The organism is Rossellomorea arthrocnemi (assembly GCF_904424705.1).
Taxonomy (GTDB): Bacteria; Bacillota; Bacilli; order Bacillales; family Bacillaceae_B; genus Rossellomorea; species Rossellomorea arthrocnemi.
This window is the reverse complement of sequence record NZ_CAJGBF010000002.1, coordinates 112,677-131,290: the sequence shown is the minus strand read 5'-3', so window position 1 is coordinate 131,290 and position 18,614 is coordinate 112,677. Positions and strand designations below refer to the sequence as shown.

The window sequence follows — 18,614 nt, the reverse complement described above, 5'->3', positions numbered from 1 at the left end:
AGTCTCACAATTATCAAAATCTTTGTAGTCATGGATTAAGGAGGAGTACATAATGGAAGACATGAATGGAATTGAAGTGAAGAATCTTGAAATTGGTGAAAAAGTGAAAGGGACAGTTACTAAGGTTGAAGAAAAACAGGTCTTAGTTGACGTTCAAGATAGCAAAGTGGATGGCATCATTCCAATTAGTGAACTCTCAAGCCTTCATATCGAAAAAGCTTCTGATGTAGTCAGTGAAGGGGATGTACTTGAGTTAATCGTGACTAAAGTGGAAGAAGAGCTTCTAGTTCTTTCCAAACGAAAAGTGGATGCTGAAAAGGCATGGGAAGAAATGAAGATCCGCTTTGAAAATGGAGACGTCTTTGAAGCGGAAGTGAAGGATGTTGTAAAGGGTGGCCTTGTCGTTGACCTTGGAGTTAGGGGATTTGTTCCCGCCTCTTTAGTCGAAGATTACTATGTCGAGGATTTTTCGGACTATAAGGATAAAACATTAACCTTCAAAATTGTTGAACTGGATCAGGAAAAAAATCGTTTGATCCTTTCCCATCGTGCTGTTGTGGAAGCAGAAAAGCAGCAACAAAAGAAAAAGTTACTAACGGATATTGAAGCGGGTGCCGTTCTTGAGGGAACAGTGCAGCGCATAACGGATTTTGGTGCATTTGTAGATATCGGCGGTGTTGATGGACTTGTTCATATTTCCCAATTATCCCACGAGCATGTCGAAAAGCCTTCCGATGTTGTAACAGAGGGGCAAAAAGTACAGGTGAAAGTGCTGAGTGTTGATCGTGACAACGAGCGTATCTCTTTATCCATTAAAGAAACCCTGCCGGGGCCATGGAGTGATATTTCCGGGAAGGCTCCAAAAGGCAGTGTGTTGGACGGGGTCGTAAAACGCCTGGTTTCTTATGGTGCATTTGTCGAGGTATTACCTGGTGTTGAAGGGCTTGTTCATATTTCTCAAATTTCACACAAACATATCGGTACCCCACATGAAGTATTGCAAGAAAATCAGAATGTTAAAGTGAAGGTACTCGATGTGAATGAAAATGAACAACGCTTATCTTTAAGCATCAAGGCTCTTGAAGAAAAAGAAGAAGAAGTAACGGATTACGAAATGCCGGAGGAAAATACCGGCTTCCAATTAGGAGAAATGATTGGAGATAAACTAAAAGATCTTAAGTAATGGTGATGAATGGTGACGAGAGCTCAAAGAAAGCAAGACCACATTAATTATGCTTTATCAACCGGTCAACAAAGAAGGACGGGTTTTGATGAAGTGGCTTTTGTCCACCAAAGCTTACCGAATATAGCAGTAGATGAGATTCATCTACAAACTAAAATTGGCGAACTTAACTGGAGTTCGCCAATTTTTATAAATGCTATGACGGGTGGCGGTGGAGTGACCACTTTAGAAATCAATAAAGAATTATCGATCCTTTCCAGGGAAACGGGGCTTGCGATCGCTGTAGGCTCCCAAATGTCAGCACTTAAAGAACGAGATGAAAGAAAAACGTATGAAATTGTCCGGAAGCATAACCCGAATGGGATGATTTTGGGGAATTTAGGCAGTGAGGCAACGGTTCAACAGGCAAAAGATGCTGTGGAGATGATTGAAGCCAACGCTTTGCAGATTCATTTGAATGTGATTCAAGAATTAACCATGCCTGAAGGAGACCGTGACTTCAGAGGGGCTTTGGAAAGAATCCTGGAGGTTGCCGAGAATATTCCAGTTCCTGTCATTGTCAAAGAGACGGGTTTTGGAATCAGTGCAGAAGCTGCCAAATCCTTGTCTCACTCGAATATTACAGCCATTGATATAGGAGGCTTTGGGGGAACGAACTTCTCGAAAATCGAAAATAAACGGCGAAAGCGTATGTTGGATTTCTTCAATGATTGGGGGATTCCCACTGCCATATCGATCGCTGAAAGTCATGCAGCATCATCGAAGCCGATCCTTGCATCAGGTGGTATCCAAAACAGCTTAGATATCGTTAAGTCTTTGGGTTTAGGGGCATCTGCAGCAGGAATGGCCGGAGTCATTCTCAAACAGCTTCTGGAATCAGGTCTAAACGATACCATTGATGAAGTGAAACAAATTCATACAGACATTCAGTTTTTAATGTGTGCTTTGGGGTGCAGACGGATTGAAGATCTTCATAGCGTACCAATGGTGTTATCGGGCAACGTATATCATTGGCTCCATGTAAGAGGTCTAAAGCCTGAAAGATATAGCAATAGAACGCTTAATCAATAAAAAAGAACGAATTCTCAGATTGAGAATTCGTTCTTTTTTTATTGTACCGGGTTTATTTTTTTGTTTCTTCCGCACCTTGCAGGCTCGTTGCTCCTTTATAATGCAATCCTTGATCTCTGTCTGATTCCACTCTTTTGCTTTGTTTCAGTTTCTTTTCTTGACGGTCTTTACCCACTCGAAAACACCTCCTTTCTTTATTTTTTCTTTGAAAAGTTTATTCATACATGAATGAGATACATAAAGATTTTCCATAATGTAGATAATAGGAGGGAGAGATTGTCTATGGATGGGATTTTGTATTTATGGTTACTTTGGGGAATTTGGATTTATGCAACTTTTTTATTAAGGAGATCTCATCCACATCGCTTCCGTTATTCGTTCATGTGTTTACTGCTCATCTGTGTATTCCCCTACGGAATACAAACAGGTTCTGTGGAGGTAGGGGTATCAGCCATTGTTTTAGCACTCATTTGTATCTTGTATATTAGAAAACTGAGCTTAAGGAAAAAATTATATATGCTTATTGCCGTTCTGACTATGGGAATGTGTTATGCAGGTATTGGGTTATTGGCGATTTATGACCCTGTTCTAATGTTCTTGGATCGTGATCTCATCATTTCTTTATCGTTTGTTCTGGTATGTATTCTTTTTTATGGAGATTCTTCCCTTTTTATGCTGCGAGCAATAGCGATAATGGGGAGCAGTGTGATTGGCGATTTTTTTCTCTCTATTCCGCTAAATAAAATCGGATTTTCTTATTCTACAGGAGGTCCAGTCTACCTTGATATGCTGGCCCTTTCCATGGGGTTTCTTATCGCCTTGAAGTTGTTGGGAGAATTAAATCAGTTCATTAATATTAAGGCACAAACAAATAAAGGGGAAATGAAAAATCTATGAATGTATATGTGTATCCGGTGATTTTTGGTGTGGTTGTAGGGACCTTGACGAGAATTTATATGCTCCGTACAGACTATCGCCAATATCCAACGTATCTGCATGGGAAGATTATACATATAGCACTTGGGTTCATTGCGGCAGGCCTCGGCACTATTGCAATTCCTGCTTTATTGGAGGAGAATTTCACTGCGATTACGTTCTTGACTGTCGCGGCATCTCAGTTCCGTGATGTGAGAAATATGGAGAGAAACACATTGACTGAGCTTGACGCTTATGAACTCGTCCCAAGAGGGGCTACCTACATTGAAGGGATTGCCATTGCGTTTGAAAGTAGAAACTACTTAGTCATTTTCACCTCTCTTCTTGCGACGATTGCGTATATCGTTTTGAACGTATATGCTGCATTAGTAATCAGTGCAGTCTGCATGGTCCTTGCTCATAAACTAATGGCGGGTGGAAGGTTGAAGGATATTGTTAACATAGAATATGTTAAGCCTCATTTTGATGGAGCGGGATTATATGTTGATAATATCTACATAATGAATATTGGTCTGAAAGTAAGGCAGGAAGAGATTTTACGGTATGGAATGGGTTTTATCCTTTCACCCAAATCCTTTGATGCACGATCGACGGTTGCCAATTTGGGTCAACGGCAAGCCATTCTCCATGATATGTCCACTTCACTGGGGATTTTTAAGGATTCAGGAACCCCTGCTCTAACTCCACTGGCTAAGAGGGATCTGGATGATGGAAGAATCGGGGTATTTGTTCTCCCTCAACGAAAGGATGTAGAGAAAGCGATTGCCATTCTTGGTCAGGTACCAACGCTGGAAAATGCTATAAGGATGCCGTCTGAGTCGAAAGCGAATCAGGAGGGGAGTAAATTAGAATGAGTACAACTATACAGAAATTCATTCTTGCAACGGTGACGACAACACCTGAAAGAGTACCTAGTGGAACAAGTGTCTTCTATTGTAAAACGGATGAAGAACTACAAAAAATATGCGCGAACTTAGAGGCCATTCTTGATGGGATCGCCCACGAAATCGATGAAGGACTCTTCATTGTTGTAAAACATTGATTGCTAGTTTATTCTTTTATTGATAAAATAGTAAAGTTAGGGGGGACTGTCCCATAAGGAAACAATACCTTAAGGGCCAGTCCTTCTTATGCATAACATGACCATGATTGAAAAGGCTTAAAATGAGGAAATGTAAGAAAAGGACAACTTCTTACAGAAAGGGTGAATAGCGTGACAAAACCAGTAGTAGCAATCGTAGGGCGTCCGAACGTTGGAAAGTCCACGATCTTTAATAGAATTGTTGGAGAAAGAATATCCATCGTTGAAGATGTACCTGGTGTAACAAGAGACCGTATATATAGTTCTGCAGAGTGGCTGACGCATGAATTTAATATCATTGATACCGGCGGGATTGAACTGGGGAATGAACCATTCCTGGATCAGATCAGACAACAAGCTGAAATTGCAATAGATGAAGCCGACGTTATCGTTTTCTTGACTAATGGCCGTGAAGGTGTCACTGCCGCTGATGAAATTGTAGCCAAAATTCTATATCGTTCCAAGAAACCGGTCGTTCTTGGAATTAATAAAATCGATAATCCTGAAATGAGAGAGATGATATATGATTTTTACTCTCTGGGATTTGGTGAACCGTATCCCATTTCAGGTTCCCACGGACTTGGTTTAGGGGATCTTCTCGATGAAGTCGTCAAAAACTTCAAGCATGAAGAGGAAGAAGATTATGCGGAAGATGTCATCAAATTTTCTTTAATCGGACGTCCGAACGTAGGAAAATCATCTTTAGTCAACGCCTTGCTAGGAGAAGACCGAGTCATTGTAAGTAACGTTGCAGGTACGACAAGGGATGCAATTGACTCCTCTTATTCCTATGATGGACAGGACTATGTCATCATTGATACGGCAGGTATGAGGAAAAAAGGTAAAGTATATGAAACAACTGAGAAATACAGTGTGTTAAGAGCCCTCAGAGCCATTGAGCGATCAGATGTCGTTCTATCAGTCATTGACGGTGAAGAGGGAATCATCGAGCAAGACAAGAAAATTGCAGGGTATGCCCACGATGCAGGGCGTGCGGTCGTGATTGTCGTGAATAAATGGGATGCTGTGGATAAAGACGAGAAAACGATGAATAAATGGGAAAAGAATATCAGGGAACACTTCCAATTCCTTGACTATGCCCCAATTGTTTTCCTTTCTGCGAAAACAAAAAAACGCATTCACACGCTGCTGCCAATCATTAATACGGCAAGTGAAAATCACGCCATGCGTGTACAATCCAGTGTGTTGAATGAAGTGGTCATGGATGCTGTTGCAATGAATCCAACACCGACGGATAATGGTAAGAGACTCCGAATTTACTATGCTACACAGGTGGCAGTGAAGCCTCCTACATTCGTCGTATTTGTGAATGACCCTGAATTAATGCATTTCTCTTATGAACGCTTCTTGGAAAATAGAATTCGTGATGCATTCGGATTTGAAGGAACCCCTATTCGTATTATTGCCCGTGCAAGAAAATAATAAGGTGGGTGAAAAAAATGAAAAGTTCAAAAAAAGTAACAGTAGTTGGAGCAGGCAGCTGGGGTACCGCTCTTGCAATGGTCCTTGCTGATAATGGATTGGAAGTCAGACTGTGGGGCCACAAGAAAGAGCAAATTGATGAAATCAACTCTATGCATACCAATGAAAAGTATTTGAAAGAAATCGAGCTCCCGGAAACCATTAAAGGGTATCATGACTTAAGAGAGTCGTTAGATGGCGTTGATACCATTATTCTGGCAGTACCTACGAAAGCAATCCGGGAGGTTCTCGGGCAAATTCAAGAGGTTCAACGTGCACCGTTGACCGTTGTTCATGTAAGTAAGGGGGTTGAACCTGATTCCCTTCTCAGAATTTCGGAATTGATCGAAGATGAAATGTCACCTGCTAATTTACATACAGTAGTGGTATTGTCGGGACCAAGTCACGCAGAAGAAGTGAGCTTAAGGCATCCGACGACTGTTACTGTTTCTTCTAAGGATATGAAGGCAGCTGAAGAAGTCCAGGATCTTTTCATGAATATGAATTTCCGAGTATATACAAACCCCGATATGCTCGGTGTGGAAATCGGCGGAGCTTTAAAGAATATTATTGCCTTAGCAGCAGGAATTACTGATGGTTTGGGGTATGGAGATAATGCCAAAGCGGCCCTTATTACTCGTGGACTTGCGGAAATCGCTCGTTTGGGAACCAAAATGGGTGCAAATCCATTAACGTTTTCAGGTTTAACAGGTATTGGTGATCTCATCGTGACCTGTACAAGTGTGCATTCAAGAAACTGGAGAGCCGGAAACATGCTTGGGAAGGGTCATAACCTTGATGAGGTCCTTGCCAACATGGGTATGGTTGTGGAAGGGGTACGCACGACGAAAGCTGCTCACCAGCTCGCTGAGAAATATGAAGTGAATATGCCGATTACAGATGCACTTTACGATGTCCTTTTCAATAAAGTCGAAGCGAAAGAAGCAGTTGACCATTTAATGGGTCGTGTGAAAACGAATGAAATGGAAGACCTGGTGAATATTCTTGGTGAACGTTTAACCTGATCCTGAAAAAATAAAGAGATCTAGATTAGCCATTTCTGATAAATGCAGAATTAATCCTTGAAATAATAGGCATTCGAGGATGCGAACACTGACACTCCTGCATACACTGTCATGAATATATACAGCTTTGCCTATGGATGGGTAGGTCTCCCTTATTTAGAGCTCCTCGAGTATTTTGACGTCTTGGATGTTAAAATACTTGAGAAGCTTTTTTTTGATGTTTAGTAAAGAAACTGGGAAAAGCCACATGAGGTTTATAACAGATTCATGAACAACCATTCTTTTCTATTCTTTAGTAAAAATCTTATGATATAATACATTCGATAACAGGAGGGATGTACTTTGGATTCAATGACGAAGATGTGGATTTCGTTTGCATCAATGGGATTCATGTTTTTTGCCATATTAACGATCTATTTCAGCAGGTATAAGATAAAGCAGAAATTCCTGCGCTTTATCACTGCATTTATGGCATACATACTGATGATCGCTGGTGGACTTATGATGATTTATATAGTATTCAGCGGACCCACCAATTAGGGGCCGCCCGATTGAAAGGACGTTTTAGATTGAAGCGCTTTAGTATATCAGCATTTCTTCTTGTACTGACGATGAGTGTACTTTCAGGTTGTTTGTACCCGGAGAAAGAGCTAAGTCAAAATCAGATTCCTTATGAAACCCAGGTGAAGACAGTACAAGACGCAGTGGAAACCTATCAAAAGGACAACAGTGGACTGCTTCCGATTAAGACCAGGGACCAGGGTACTCCGATTTATCAAAAATATCCGATTGATTTTAGAAAATTGTCACCAAGATTCCTACCTGAAATTCCAGGGAATGCGTTTGAAAACGGTGGTATTTTTCAATATGTCCTGGTAAATGTGGAAGAAAAACCCCAAGTCAAGATATTCGATCTTCGAATGGCTGAACAAATCAGAGAATTAAAAATAAGGATCCAAGCTCAGGACTATCCTCCTTTTAAAAAAGAGGTAGCAACCAATGTCTATACATTGAATTATAAGGAGCTCGGCTATGACGATGAAGTATACGTGAATAGCCCATACTCAAATAAAAACCTTCCTCTGGTCATTAACGGGGACGGTGATATCTTTGTGGATTACTCCATGGACTTATTTGAAAAGCTTAAATCCAGTAATGAAAAATATAAAATGGGTGAAGATATCCGGAATTTACTTGTGGATGACACATATTTTGTTCCTGCATATTCCTTACCGTATACGATCGATGAAAATAACGAACCTGTCTTTATGACAAAATAGGCATAACCCTTTCCTTGCAAAATATATTGTAAGGGAAGGGTTATTATTTTTTTATGTCATCCTTTATAGGGTTATTTCATCAAAACAAATGATCATAAATGCTAAAGACATAATAAATTTTTCACTTTTACTCATAAGGGGGGGAAAATAGCATATTAATAGTCATAAGTCGTTGGGACAACATCATAAATATAGAATGTGAGACACAGAATACACGGATGAAACATCCCTGGAATATAAGATGGGAGGGAATCTCTTGGAAAGAGTCGATCTATTTAAAGACATTGCCGAAAGAACAGGCGGAGATATCTATTTAGGTGTGGTAGGAGCGGTTAGAACAGGAAAATCAACATTCATCAAGAAGTTCATGGAACTTGTCGTCCTTCCTAACATCGCAAGCGAATCAGAACGTGCAAGAGCGCAGGATGAGTTGCCTCAAAGTGCTGCAGGCAGAACCATCATGACGACTGAACCGAAGTTTGTTCCAAATCAAGCCATCTCTGTTCACGTCGATGAAGGTCTTGAAGTGAATATTAGATTGGTAGATTGTGTGGGATATACTGTCCCGGGTGCTAAAGGATATGAAGATGAAAATGGCCCTAGAATGATCAATACCCCATGGTATGAAGAGCCTATTCCATTCCATGAAGCCGCCGAGATCGGTACACGGAAAGTCATCCAGGAACATTCTACGATCGGAGTGGTTGTAACAACAGACGGCTCCATCGGGGAAATTGGCAGAGGTGACTATATTGAGGCTGAAGAACGTGTCATTGAGGAACTGAAAGAGGTAGGTAAGCCATTTATCATGGTCATCAACTCGGCAAGGCCACATGCACCTGAGACAGAAGACCTGAGAATGAAACTGCAGGATAAGTACGACATTCCAGTTCTCGCGATGAGTGTGGAAAGCATGAGGGACTCGGATGTTCTCAATGTACTTAGAGAAGCGCTATTTGAATTCCCGGTACTTGAAGTGAATGTCAATCTTCCTAGCTGGGTAATGGTACTAAAAGAAGAGCATTGGTTAAGGCAGAACTATCAGGAAGCTGTTAAGGAAACAGTCAAGGATATTAAGCGCCTCAGGGATGTGGACCGTGTAGTTCATTATTTCAGTGAATTCGATCATATCGAACGTGCCGGGCTTGCCGGTATTGATATGGGGCAGGGGATTGCGGAAATCGACTTGTATGCTCCAGATGAACTATACGATGAAGTCCTTAAGGAGATTGTGGGAGTGGAAATTCGAGGGAAAGATCATCTCCTGGAATTAATGCAGGATTTCGCTCATGCCAAAGCGGAATATGATCAGATTTCTGATGCATTGAGAATGGTGAAGCAGACAGGATACGGCATCGCCGCTCCATCATTGAATGATATGAGCCTCGATGAACCTGAAATCATCAGACAGGGCGCAAGGTTCGGAGTCAGCTTGAAAGCGGTGGCTCCATCGATACACATGATAAAAGTAGATGTACAGTCTAAGTTCGAACCAATCATCGGTACAGAAAAGCAAAGCGAAGAACTGGTGCGCTACTTGATGCAGGATTTCGAAGATGATCCTTTATCCATCTGGAATTCCGATATCTTCGGAAGAAGCTTAAGTTCTATCGTAAGAGAAGGGATTCAGGCTAAACTATCCTTAATGCCTGAGAATGCAAGATATAAACTCAAGGATACCTTAGAAAGAATTATCAATGAAGGATCAGGTGGATTAATCGCCATCATATTATAAAAGCTTTTGACCTTCTTAGGAGGGTCTTTTTTATTTTGGTTTTTTGTAACCATCACTATAGGTTTGAATTTTTTGTTTGATTTTGATATTGGATTGCTGAATTTCACACTGTATATTTATAAAATTTCAGTACGTAAGGAAAAGGTGCGAAAACAAATAAGGAAGCACTAAACCCTTGGTACACATGGGTTCTTGAAATGAACATTTCATTAAATAGATCATTTTGAAGGATATGCATCGCGGAGGTGAATAGGGATTGATGTTTAAGGGATTCCGAGGTTGGGAAGTAAGATAGAGTACCTGACAGGTGAAGGTATAAGTTGCAGTCATCTAAAAGAAGTGATAGGTTGAATATAGTGCAAGAGTAAAGGGATAGAGGGTGATTCTATTACATTTGTGTTTCAAATAAGAAAAGATTCCCATTATTTCTTGATTTGTTCTTGCTAAGGTCAATCTATTGTGATAATCTTTTAACAGAATTGTTGTTGAATATTGATTCAACAACGTTTTCAAGCGTTTTTTCTACATTTAATGTATAGAATTCGCTAAAGTTGTTTACTAATGATATTAAAGTAAATGAATCATGACTGAGACATTTCCTTGGGAGGAGGTGAATGGCATGAATAAGACAGAACTAATCAATGCTGTTGCAGAAGCTGCTGAGCTATCTAAGAAGGACGCTACTAAAGCGGTTGACGCTGTTTTCGATACAATTCAAAATTCACTTGCAAACGGTGATAAAGTACAATTAATCGGATTCGGTAACTTCGAAGTACGTGAGCGTGCAGCCCGTAAAGGTCGCAACCCACAAACAGGTGAAGAGATCGAAATCTCAGCTAGCAAAGTACCTGCTTTCAAACCAGGTAAAGCGCTTAAAGAAGCTGTAAAATAATTACATACTTTGAGCGTAACGAAAAGGTCGCATGAATATGCGGCCTTTTTTGTTATTCTCATTAATAGTATGAAATGTTCTCCTCAAAATTATGTATGAAATGTTCTTCTTTTATTGATGATTTTATATTATTATATAACTTCTAAAGCACTAGTCTTTGATGACATTATGGGCTTGTGCTAATATTAACAATGTTACTATTTCTTTAAGTTATTTTAGGAGGACAACATTATGGCACAAGTCAATCATGGCCAAATAGAAGAAGCAGTTCGATTAATATTAGAAGCTATTGGAGAGAATCCTAATAGAGAAGGTTTATTAGATACGCCAAAGCGCGTGGCGAAAATGTATGCAGAAGTGTTCTCTGGACTCGGTCACGACCCCAAAGAATACTTTGAAACCATATTCAGTGAAGAACACGAAGAGCTTGTGCTAGTGAAGGATATTCCTTTCTACTCAATGTGCGAGCACCACCTGGTACCATTCTATGGAAAAGCCCATGTTGCTTATATTCCAAGAGATGGCCGTGTAGCAGGATTAAGTAAACTTGCAAGGGCTGTTGAATCTGTTGCTAAACGTCCTCAGCTTCAGGAAAGAATCACGTCAACAGTGGCGGATACGATCATGGAAACCCTTCTTCCTCACGGTGCCATGGTCGTTGTCGAAGCCGAGCATATGTGCATGACGATGCGTGGTGTGAAGAAGCCGGGCTCAAGTACAGTGACAACAGCGGTAAGAGGTACGTTTAAAGAGGACTCTCAGGCACGCAGCGAAGTGCTTTCTTTTATAAAGAATTAGGAGTGACGACTGATGAATTCAAATGATTATATTGTCATTAAAGCAATTGAAGACGGTGTAAACGTGATCGGGCTGACAAGAGGAACTGACACCAGGTTTCATCATTCAGAAAAATTGGATAAAGGTGAAGTGATGATTGCCCAATTTACGGATCACACATCTGCGATTAAAGTAAGAGGAAAAGCCACAATCGTCACCAGCTACGGCGAAGTTGAAAGTGATAACAAGAAATAATCTCTATTCTGAATTTTACGGATAGAGAAGAATAATGGTGGGACGGACTAAGAAGTCTTTGGCTTCGTGGTCGTCCCCTTTGTTATAATCTGCTTGATGGAGATGAGTCTCATGCTCCCTATTGTGGAGGATTTTATGGTATAATACCTAATGCTGAAATTTATAGACTGATACATAGAAGAAATGGGGATTAAAGGGTATGAAATTCATTGATTGTAACCATCAAGCGAATATCATTCATCAATACATAGAAAAGCAGTTGCATCACTCTTATCTAAAGGAATACATAGATCAACCGTATATTGACCGGGACAGAATCTATTTTCTGCTTCTGCCTTTCGTAAGTGAAGGAAGGGCGATCAGTAAAGAAGTTGTACAGTGGATTTCGACTGCCATGTTATTGCAGATAGCCCTTGATACTCATGAAAAGGTTACAATTTCTGAGCGTGATCCCTTGAAGGAAAGGCAGCTGACGGTTCTTGCAGGGGTTTACTTTAGCAGCCTCTATTATAAGATTCTCGCAGAAACAGATGATGTAGAACTTATTTCGAATTTAGCAAAAGCGATTAAAGAAGTAAACGAAAGCAAAATTTCCATTTACAAAGACGGACATAAAAATCTTGATGAACTCATGAAGAGAGTGAAAATGAGAGAATCAGCGATTGTTTCCAACTTCTTTCGGTTTTTTGAAGATAATCAATGGATTGGGATCGTTGAGGAGGCGCTGCTCTATAAGAAGCTTGTTCAGGAGAAAATCAGTCTCGGACATTCACAGAATACAAGCTTTATCAAGGCGTTATCCATTTTGTCAGGCAGTACCGATCAGGAAGAACGGTCTTTACACTTAACAAAGGATGAGACCGGACATTTGCTATCTCAAATAGATGGACTCATTGAACGGACAAAGAAAAGGGTCCAAGCTCAGTTAGAGACAATCGAGCCGGTGACGCCCTATTTTAAGAAGCTTATTGTAGAGCTGTTACCTTATGTGCAGCCTGAACCTATGACCAAACTATACGCGGAAGAAGGGTAATACGACATGCAGCAGTCGAAAGAACAAAAAGTCCACGGAGTATTTGAAAAAATTTACTCCAATTATGACAAGATGAACTCGGTAATCAGTTTTCAACAGCATAAGAAGTGGAGAAAAGATACGATGAAGCATATGAATGTGAAGCCTGGTTCCAAGGCTCTTGACGTTTGCTGCGGAACCGCGGACTGGACATTGGCCATAGGAGAAAAAGTCGGTGATTCCGGCAGTGTCGTAGGGCTGGACTTCAGTCAAAATATGCTTTCCATCGGAAAAGAAAAAGTTAAACATACAAACAACATCGAACTGATTCATGGGAACGCAATGGAACTGCCTTTCGACGATAACACATTTGATTATGTGACGATAGGTTTCGGTTTACGAAATGTACCTGACTATCTACACGTCCTAAAAGAAATGAACCGTGTTGTTAAGCCTGGTGGAATGGCGGTTTGCCTTGAAACCTCTCAACCGACCATGTTCGGATTCAAACAGATGTACTACGCATATTTCCGATTTGTGATGCCTTTGTTCGGTAAGGTCTTTGCCAAAAGCTTTAGTGAATATTCCTGGCTTCAGGAATCTGCAAGAGATTTCCCGGGTATGAAGGAGCTTGCAGGAATGTTCCAAGAAGCGGGCTTTAAGGATATACATGTGAAGCCATATAGTGGCGGGGTTGCCGCCATGCATTCCGGCAGAAAGTAAGAAATTCGTAAATTAGGTGGAAAAACTATGAAGCTAAACAGGATGTATTCGTTTCTTAAAACGGATATAGATGAAATTGAAAAGGAACTGGAAGTGGCGATTGAGTCAGAGTCCAAGCTTTTACAAGAGGCATCCCTTCACCTTTTACAGGCAGGTGGGAAGAGAATCCGTCCCGTGTTTGTATTGCTGTCTGCAAAGTTTGGGCAATATGATATCAATATTGTGAAAAATGTAGCGGTTGCATTAGAACTGATGCATATGGCTTCCCTTGTGCATGATGATGTTATCGATGATGCAGAGCTGAGAAGGGGAAAACCGACGATCAAAGCGCAATGGGATAATCGTATCGCCATGTATACAGGGGATTATATTTTTGCACGTGCTCTTGAATATATGACTCATATAAAAGTTCCAGAGGCACATAAAATTTTATCACACACACTGGTAGAATTGTGTAAGGGAGAAATTGCACAAATTGAAGACAAATATCGATTTGATCAGAATTTGAGGAATTATCTTTTACGAATTAAAAGGAAAACCGCTTTGCTTATAGCTGTAAGCTGCCAGCTGGGTGCTATTGCTTCGGGTGCTCCTGAAGAGATTCACAGGCGTCTTTACCGTTTTGGCTACAATGTGGGGATGAGCTTTCAAATCACGGATGATATATTAGACCTTACAGCTAGTGAAGAGGAACTGGGGAAACCTGCTGGAAGTGACTTGTGGCAAGGGAATATCACCCTTCCGATTCTATATGCCATGGAAAGCCCGGATTTAAAGTCGAAGATCGAAAAAGTGACGGAATATACCACTCCGGACGAGATGAAAGAGGTCATTACTTCCATCCTGGCAACGGATGCCATTGAGCGATCCCATGACCTCAGTAGAATGTACCTGGATAAAGCTCTTAAAGACCTGGATCAACTCCCATATAACAGGGTAAAGAAAAGCCTTAAAAATATTGCGAACTTTATCGGGAAGAGAAAATATTAAGAAAATTTAAAATGGAAACGTTGCCAAAACCCCCAATCAGTGTTACTATTTTCGTGGGATGTCCTTAGACTACCATACATACATATTTAGGAGTGGGGAACATGGAAAAGACATTTTTAATGGTAAAGCCGGACGGCGTACAAAGAGGGTTAATCGGTGATATCGTATCACGTTTTGAAAAAAAAGGTTTTCAATTAGTCGGTGCTAAACTTATGAGCATTTCAAACGAGCTTGCCGAAGAACATTATGGCGAGCACAAAGAAAGACCATTCTTTGGGGAACTCGTTGACTTTATCACTTCCGGACCTGTCTTTGCAATGGTTTGGCAAGGTGAAAATGTGATCACGACAGCTCGTGGAATGATGGGTGCGACCAATCCCAAAGATGCTGCTCTTGGTACAATCCGCGGTGATTTCGGTCTGACTGTCGGTAAGAACATTATCCACGGATCTGACTCTGCTGAAAGCGCTGTAAGAGAGAGCGGCTTATTCTTTAAAGAAGAAGAACTAGTAGAATATTCTAAGTTAATGAATGAGTGGGTTTACTAATTTACGTAAGCCTTTGCTATTTAGAAGCAGGTCGTGATTAGCGGCTTGCTTTTTTCTATGTGTCAGGGTTTAACATTCTCCTGAAATGTTCGATATAGATACTATAGCCTTATACCTATCGTAGCAAAGAGAGTGTGAATCCTTATGTCAACTGATTATAGTGAATTTATTCAGGCAATTAAGCGGAAAACGGGAATTGACCTTTCCCTTTATAAAGAAGCACAGATGAAGAGGAGATTAACTGCCCTTTATGAAAAGAAGGGGTACGTGAGTTTTCAGGAATTCTTCTGTACATTGAACCGGGATAAAGAAGAAATGGAAGAATTCCTGGATCGGATGACAATTAACGTTTCAGAGTTTTATCGTAACTACAAGCGTTGGGAAGTACTAGAAACCAAAATCCTTCCTCGGATACTCGAGGGGAGTACATCGTTTAAAGTATGGAGCGCAGCATGCTCCACCGGTGAAGAACCTTACACTCTCTCTATGATGTTGTCGAAGTATATTCCCCTTACCAAAGGGTCAATCACTGCGACAGACATAGACAAAAATGCTCTTCAGCGGGCAATGAACGGGGTTTATCCTGAAAGGTCACTATCTGAAATTCCGGAAGAAATGAAAAAATACAATTTTACCCAGGAAGGGCCGCTGTTTAAACTGAAAGACGAAGTGAAGAGAACAGTAACCTTTAAACAACAAAATCTGCTCTCTGATCCTTTCGAAGGGAAATATGACCTGATCGTTTGCAGAAATGTCCTGATTTATTTTACAGAAGAGGCAAAAAACATTCTATACAAAAAATTTAATGACTCATTAAAACCTGGCGGCGTTCTCTTTGTAGGGAGCACAGAACAAATCTTTAACCCATTACAATACGGCTTCGAAACAGAAGACACCTTCTTCTACAAAAAAATATAAACAATGACGATGTCAATCCGGCATTTTTGAATACTCTCTTAATCCCTTATAGGAATAAGCGGGGAATTCAAAAATGCCGGGTTAACATCGTATTTATTTTTATAAGCGATTGTAATCCAAGGTTTGGTTTTATTGGATTTCATGAAAATCTTTTTTAGAATGAGTTGATTGAATCGGAAGGTGATCGACTCCTTGGGAAGAAGTTGCATAGGTGAAGCACCGCAGGCAAAGCCTGGGAGGTTCACCGCAAGCCCCTGTGACTTGCTTATATAAGAACGAATAGAACCTCTATTTAGGAAAATAGAATATTAGAAAATTTTTTAAACGTAAGGACTAGGAAAGAATATAAATTCTATGTTATATTGGTACATAATTCTTTAACGAGTTGAAGGGGGAAAGTAAATGAGATACTTAACATCTGGAGAATCACATGGACCACAATTAACGACCATCATTGAAGGGCTTCCTGCAGGAATGCCGTTAGAAGCTGAAGATATAAATGATAACCTGGCAAGAAGGCAAAAAGGCTATGGGCGTGGACGAAGAATGCAGATTGAAAAGGATCGTGCATCAATTGTCGGAGGAGTGAGACATGGCCATACTCTCGGGTCTCCTTTGGGTCTGGTTGTGGAGAATAAAGACTGGACTCACTGGACGAAAGTAATGGGAATCGAGCCTCTCGAAGATGGCGGAGAAGAAGAGGTGAAAAGAAAGATTTCCAGGCCAAGACCAGGCCACGCGGATCTCGTTGGCGGAATGAAATATGGACATAGAGACCTTAGGAATGTGTTGGAGAGATCTTCAGCAAGAGAGACGACAGTTAGAGTGGCGGCAGGTGCCGTTGCCAAGAAGCTTCTTAAATTATTGGATATTGAAGTCGTCGGTCATGTCCTTGAAATCGGAGGCATTAAAGCAGAGAAGGTTCATTATGATTCTATCAATGAACTGAGGGATCTAACTGAAGAATCTCCCGTCCGCTGTCTGGATGAAGTGGCAGCCCGGAAAATGATGAACCTGATTGATGAAGCAAAGCAAAATGGTGATTCCATTGGCGGTGTAGTGGAGGTCGTGGTAGAAGGGATGCCTTCAGGAGTTGGAAGTTATGTTCACTATGATCGTAAGCTTGATGCGAAAATTGCCATGGCGGTTATGAGTATCAATGCGTTCAAAGGCGTCGAATTCGGCTTGGGCTTTGAAATGGCAAGAAAGCCGGGAAGTGAAGTTCATGATGAAATAGCATGGAGTGAAGAGCGGGGATACTACCGGAAGACGAATCGTTTGGGCGGATTTGAAGGTGGTATGACAACGGGAATGCCAATCCGTGTCAAAGGAGTCATGAAGCCCATCCCTACACTGTACAAGCCTCTTCAAAGCGTAGACATCGAGACGAAGGAACCATTTAAAGCAAGCATCGAGAGATCGGATAGCTGTGCGGTGCCAGCTGCAAGTGTAGTAGCAGAAGCCGTTGTGGCATGGGAACTTGCCTCGGCCATCGTGGAACAATTCAATAGTGATCAATTTGAGAAGCTTAGTCACGATTTAAACAGACACCGTCAGGATTCAAAGGAGTATTAATTACATGAAACAGGTAACCATTCAAACTGTTTCCAAGACATATGGTGTGAAAATTGGAGCGGAGATGACGAATGAGATTATTTCTTTTATTAAGAAGTCCTTCCCTGAAGCATCAAAGCTATGGGTCATTGCAGATGAAACGGTATACAAGCTTCATGGAGAAGCATTCTCAGATGTTCTCGGTCAGTCATTTGACGTTACCATTTATCAAGCACCTAAAGGAGAAAAGGCTAAAAGTTTTGTCACCTATGAAGAAGCGATTACACACGGTCTCAAACATCATGTAGATCGTAAATCCCTAGTGGTTGCTTTCGGAGGGGGGGCCATTGGTGATCTTGCGGGCTTCATCGCATCGACCTATATGAGGGGAATCCCTTTCATCAGCGTTCCTACAACGATCCTGGCCCATGACAGTGCAGTCGGAGGGAAAGTGGCGATCAATCATCCCTTAGGGAAAAATATGGTAGGACAGTTTTACCAGCCGGAAGGTGTATTCTTTGATTTAAATTATTTTTCCAGCTTGCCGAGTACAGAAGTTTTGTCCGGATTCGCTGAAGTGATCAAACATGCCTTCTTATCTGATCATGCGTTTTTAAACAAGCTTAAGCATTCTTTCCGTTCGGCGGAAACTCTGGATGGGGAATTTTTAACAGAATGCCTGATTAGGGGTATACAAGTAAAGGGAGACATTGTTTCAAAGGATGAAAAGGAGTCAAATATCCGGGCTTTCTTGAATTTCGGCCATACTTACGGTCATGCAGTTGAAAGTGCAAGCGGCTATGGGAATCGGACCCACGGGGAATCCGTCATGATCGGGATGATCTATGCTTTATATCTTAGCAAACGATACTGCAGCCTTTCATTTGACCTGGAGGAGTTCATTGGCTGGATCAAGTCTTTGGGTTACAATCTAAAGATTCCATCCCGCATCAGCTTTGACATATTAAATGAGGGGATGAAGCGTGATAAGAAGTCCCTTAACGGAAATCCGGTTTTCGTGTTATTGAAGGGTATCGGTGAACCAGTGATGGTAGAGGTTGAGGAGAAAGACTTACAACAGGCGGATGTATTCATTCGACAGTTGTAAATTCAGGCACTTAGCTGTGGTTAATGCCTATAGAATATCGAGAG

Annotated in this window: 21 protein-coding genes; 20 read left to right on the top strand and 1 reads right to left on the bottom strand. The window is 41.1% G+C overall.

Features of this window, described 5'->3' with window-relative positions:
- Positions 1-49 precede the first annotated feature (49 nt).
- Positions 50-1,183, top strand: a complete 1,134-nt coding sequence (rpsA, locus tag BAA9072_RS03595) for a 30S ribosomal protein S1 (RefSeq protein WP_201713683.1) — start codon at positions 50-52, stop codon at positions 1,181-1,183.
- 12 nt (positions 1,184-1,195) lie between these two features.
- Complete coding sequence (gene fni / locus BAA9072_RS03590) at positions 1,196-2,254, top strand: type 2 isopentenyl-diphosphate Delta-isomerase (RefSeq protein WP_201713334.1); 1,059 nt, start codon at positions 1,196-1,198, stop codon at positions 2,252-2,254.
- 52 nt (positions 2,255-2,306) lie between these two features.
- On the opposite strand, the gene BAA9072_RS03585 is transcribed toward fni, so the two are convergent.
- Entirely contained in the window at positions 2,307-2,429 is a 123-nt protein-coding gene (locus tag BAA9072_RS03585) for a YpzI family protein (RefSeq protein WP_201713333.1), read from the bottom strand.
- 107 nt (positions 2,430-2,536) lie between these two features.
- Between BAA9072_RS03585 and BAA9072_RS03580 the strand changes: the two genes are divergently transcribed.
- The 18 genes from BAA9072_RS03580 to aroB all read left to right on the top strand — a co-directional run bounded on the left by BAA9072_RS03580 (position 2,537) and on the right by aroB (position 18,570).
- On the top strand, positions 2,537-3,151 hold the full coding sequence (locus BAA9072_RS03580) for a YphA family membrane protein (RefSeq protein ID WP_201713332.1): 615 nt from the start codon (positions 2,537-2,539) through the stop codon (positions 3,149-3,151).
- Entirely contained in the window at positions 3,148-4,044 is an 897-nt protein-coding gene (locus tag BAA9072_RS03575; protein ID WP_201713331.1) for a YIEGIA family protein, read from the top strand. The genes BAA9072_RS03580 and BAA9072_RS03575 overlap by 4 nt, the downstream gene beginning before the upstream one ends.
- Positions 4,041-4,232, top strand: a complete 192-nt coding sequence (locus tag BAA9072_RS03570; protein ID WP_201713330.1) for a capping complex subunit for YIEGIA — start codon at positions 4,041-4,043, stop codon at positions 4,230-4,232. Before BAA9072_RS03575 ends, BAA9072_RS03570 begins: the two co-directional genes overlap by 4 nt.
- A 171-nt stretch (positions 4,233-4,403) precedes the next feature.
- A complete protein-coding gene (der, locus tag BAA9072_RS03565; protein WP_201713329.1) occupies positions 4,404-5,714 on the top strand; it encodes a ribosome biogenesis GTPase Der in 1,311 nt (436 codons plus the stop codon).
- A gap of 17 nt (positions 5,715-5,731) precedes the next feature.
- Positions 5,732-6,778 (top strand): NAD(P)H-dependent glycerol-3-phosphate dehydrogenase, encoded by a 1,047-nt coding sequence (locus tag BAA9072_RS03560; RefSeq protein WP_201713328.1) that lies wholly within the window; start codon positions 5,732-5,734, stop codon positions 6,776-6,778.
- 351 nt (positions 6,779-7,129) lie between these two features.
- Positions 7,130-7,318: a DUF2768 domain-containing protein gene (locus BAA9072_RS03555; RefSeq protein WP_201713682.1), complete on the top strand. Its 189-nt coding sequence runs from the start codon at positions 7,130-7,132 to the stop codon at positions 7,316-7,318.
- Positions 7,319-7,389: 71 nt separating this feature from the next.
- Complete coding sequence (locus BAA9072_RS03550; RefSeq protein ID WP_230980764.1) at positions 7,390-8,058, top strand: hypothetical protein; 669 nt, start codon at positions 7,390-7,392, stop codon at positions 8,056-8,058.
- A gap of 256 nt (positions 8,059-8,314) precedes the next feature.
- Positions 8,315-9,793: a stage IV sporulation protein A gene (gene spoIVA, locus BAA9072_RS03545; protein WP_201713327.1), complete on the top strand. Its 1,479-nt coding sequence runs from the start codon at positions 8,315-8,317 to the stop codon at positions 9,791-9,793.
- Between the two features lie 619 nt (positions 9,794-10,412).
- Positions 10,413-10,685 (top strand): HU family DNA-binding protein, encoded by a 273-nt coding sequence (locus BAA9072_RS03540; protein ID WP_034758336.1) that lies wholly within the window; start codon positions 10,413-10,415, stop codon positions 10,683-10,685.
- Between the two features lie 231 nt (positions 10,686-10,916).
- The gene (gene folE, locus BAA9072_RS03535) at positions 10,917-11,483 is read left to right on the top strand and encodes a GTP cyclohydrolase I FolE (protein WP_201713326.1); all 567 of its coding nucleotides are present in this window, start codon (positions 10,917-10,919) and stop codon (positions 11,481-11,483) included.
- Positions 11,484-11,495: 12 nt separating this feature from the next.
- Positions 11,496-11,717 (top strand): trp RNA-binding attenuation protein MtrB, encoded by a 222-nt coding sequence (gene mtrB, locus BAA9072_RS03530; RefSeq protein ID WP_034758340.1) that lies wholly within the window; start codon positions 11,496-11,498, stop codon positions 11,715-11,717.
- A 199-nt stretch (positions 11,718-11,916) separates the two neighbouring features.
- On the top strand, positions 11,917-12,750 hold the full coding sequence (locus BAA9072_RS03525; RefSeq protein WP_201713325.1) for a heptaprenyl diphosphate synthase component 1: 834 nt from the start codon (positions 11,917-11,919) through the stop codon (positions 12,748-12,750).
- 6 nt (positions 12,751-12,756) lie between these two features.
- The gene (locus BAA9072_RS03520) at positions 12,757-13,452 is read left to right on the top strand and encodes a demethylmenaquinone methyltransferase (protein WP_201713324.1); all 696 of its coding nucleotides are present in this window, start codon (positions 12,757-12,759) and stop codon (positions 13,450-13,452) included.
- 27 nt (positions 13,453-13,479) lie between these two features.
- Positions 13,480-14,442 carry a heptaprenyl diphosphate synthase component II gene (gene hepT, locus BAA9072_RS03515; protein WP_201713323.1) on the top strand — a complete coding sequence of 321 codons (963 nt, stop codon included), beginning with the start codon at positions 13,480-13,482 and terminating at the stop codon, positions 14,440-14,442.
- Between the two features lie 101 nt (positions 14,443-14,543).
- On the top strand, positions 14,544-14,990 hold the full coding sequence (gene ndk / locus BAA9072_RS03510) for a nucleoside-diphosphate kinase (RefSeq protein ID WP_201713322.1): 447 nt from the start codon (positions 14,544-14,546) through the stop codon (positions 14,988-14,990).
- Positions 14,991-15,134: 144 nt separating this feature from the next.
- Complete coding sequence (locus BAA9072_RS03505; protein ID WP_201713321.1) at positions 15,135-15,908, top strand: CheR family methyltransferase; 774 nt, start codon at positions 15,135-15,137, stop codon at positions 15,906-15,908.
- Between the two features lie 402 nt (positions 15,909-16,310).
- Positions 16,311-17,483, top strand: a complete 1,173-nt coding sequence (aroC, locus tag BAA9072_RS03500; RefSeq protein ID WP_201713320.1) for a chorismate synthase — start codon at positions 16,311-16,313, stop codon at positions 17,481-17,483.
- A gap of 4 nt (positions 17,484-17,487) precedes the next feature.
- Positions 17,488-18,570, top strand: a complete 1,083-nt coding sequence (aroB, locus tag BAA9072_RS03495; RefSeq protein ID WP_201713319.1) for a 3-dehydroquinate synthase — start codon at positions 17,488-17,490, stop codon at positions 18,568-18,570.
- Positions 18,571-18,614 lie beyond the last annotated feature (44 nt).

Coding starts and splice junctions, on each gene's coding strand:
- BAA9072_RS03580 (WP_201713332.1), top strand. CDS start 2,537: ATGGATGGGATTTTGTATTTATGGTTACTTTGGGGAATTTGGATTTAT.
- aroB (WP_201713319.1), top strand. CDS start 17,488: ATGAAACAGGTAACCATTCAAACTGTTTCCAAGACATATGGTGTGAAA.
- ndk (WP_201713322.1), top strand. CDS start 14,544: ATGGAAAAGACATTTTTAATGGTAAAGCCGGACGGCGTACAAAGAGGG.
- BAA9072_RS03520 (WP_201713324.1), top strand. CDS start 12,757: ATGCAGCAGTCGAAAGAACAAAAAGTCCACGGAGTATTTGAAAAAATT.
- BAA9072_RS03505 (WP_201713321.1), top strand. CDS start 15,135: ATGTCAACTGATTATAGTGAATTTATTCAGGCAATTAAGCGGAAAACG.
- BAA9072_RS03570 (WP_201713330.1), top strand. CDS start 4,041: ATGAGTACAACTATACAGAAATTCATTCTTGCAACGGTGACGACAACA.
- BAA9072_RS03550 (WP_230980764.1), top strand. CDS start 7,390: ATGAGTGTACTTTCAGGTTGTTTGTACCCGGAGAAAGAGCTAAGTCAA.
- BAA9072_RS03525 (WP_201713325.1), top strand. CDS start 11,917: ATGAAATTCATTGATTGTAACCATCAAGCGAATATCATTCATCAATAC.
- BAA9072_RS03540 (WP_034758336.1), top strand. CDS start 10,413: ATGAATAAGACAGAACTAATCAATGCTGTTGCAGAAGCTGCTGAGCTA.
- folE (WP_201713326.1), top strand. CDS start 10,917: ATGGCACAAGTCAATCATGGCCAAATAGAAGAAGCAGTTCGATTAATA.
- BAA9072_RS03575 (WP_201713331.1), top strand. CDS start 3,148: ATGAATGTATATGTGTATCCGGTGATTTTTGGTGTGGTTGTAGGGACC.
- BAA9072_RS03560 (WP_201713328.1), top strand. CDS start 5,732: ATGAAAAGTTCAAAAAAAGTAACAGTAGTTGGAGCAGGCAGCTGGGGT.
- aroC (WP_201713320.1), top strand. CDS start 16,311: ATGAGATACTTAACATCTGGAGAATCACATGGACCACAATTAACGACC.
- hepT (WP_201713323.1), top strand. CDS start 13,480: ATGAAGCTAAACAGGATGTATTCGTTTCTTAAAACGGATATAGATGAA.
- mtrB (WP_034758340.1), top strand. CDS start 11,496: ATGAATTCAAATGATTATATTGTCATTAAAGCAATTGAAGACGGTGTA.
- BAA9072_RS03555 (WP_201713682.1), top strand. CDS start 7,130: ATGACGAAGATGTGGATTTCGTTTGCATCAATGGGATTCATGTTTTTT.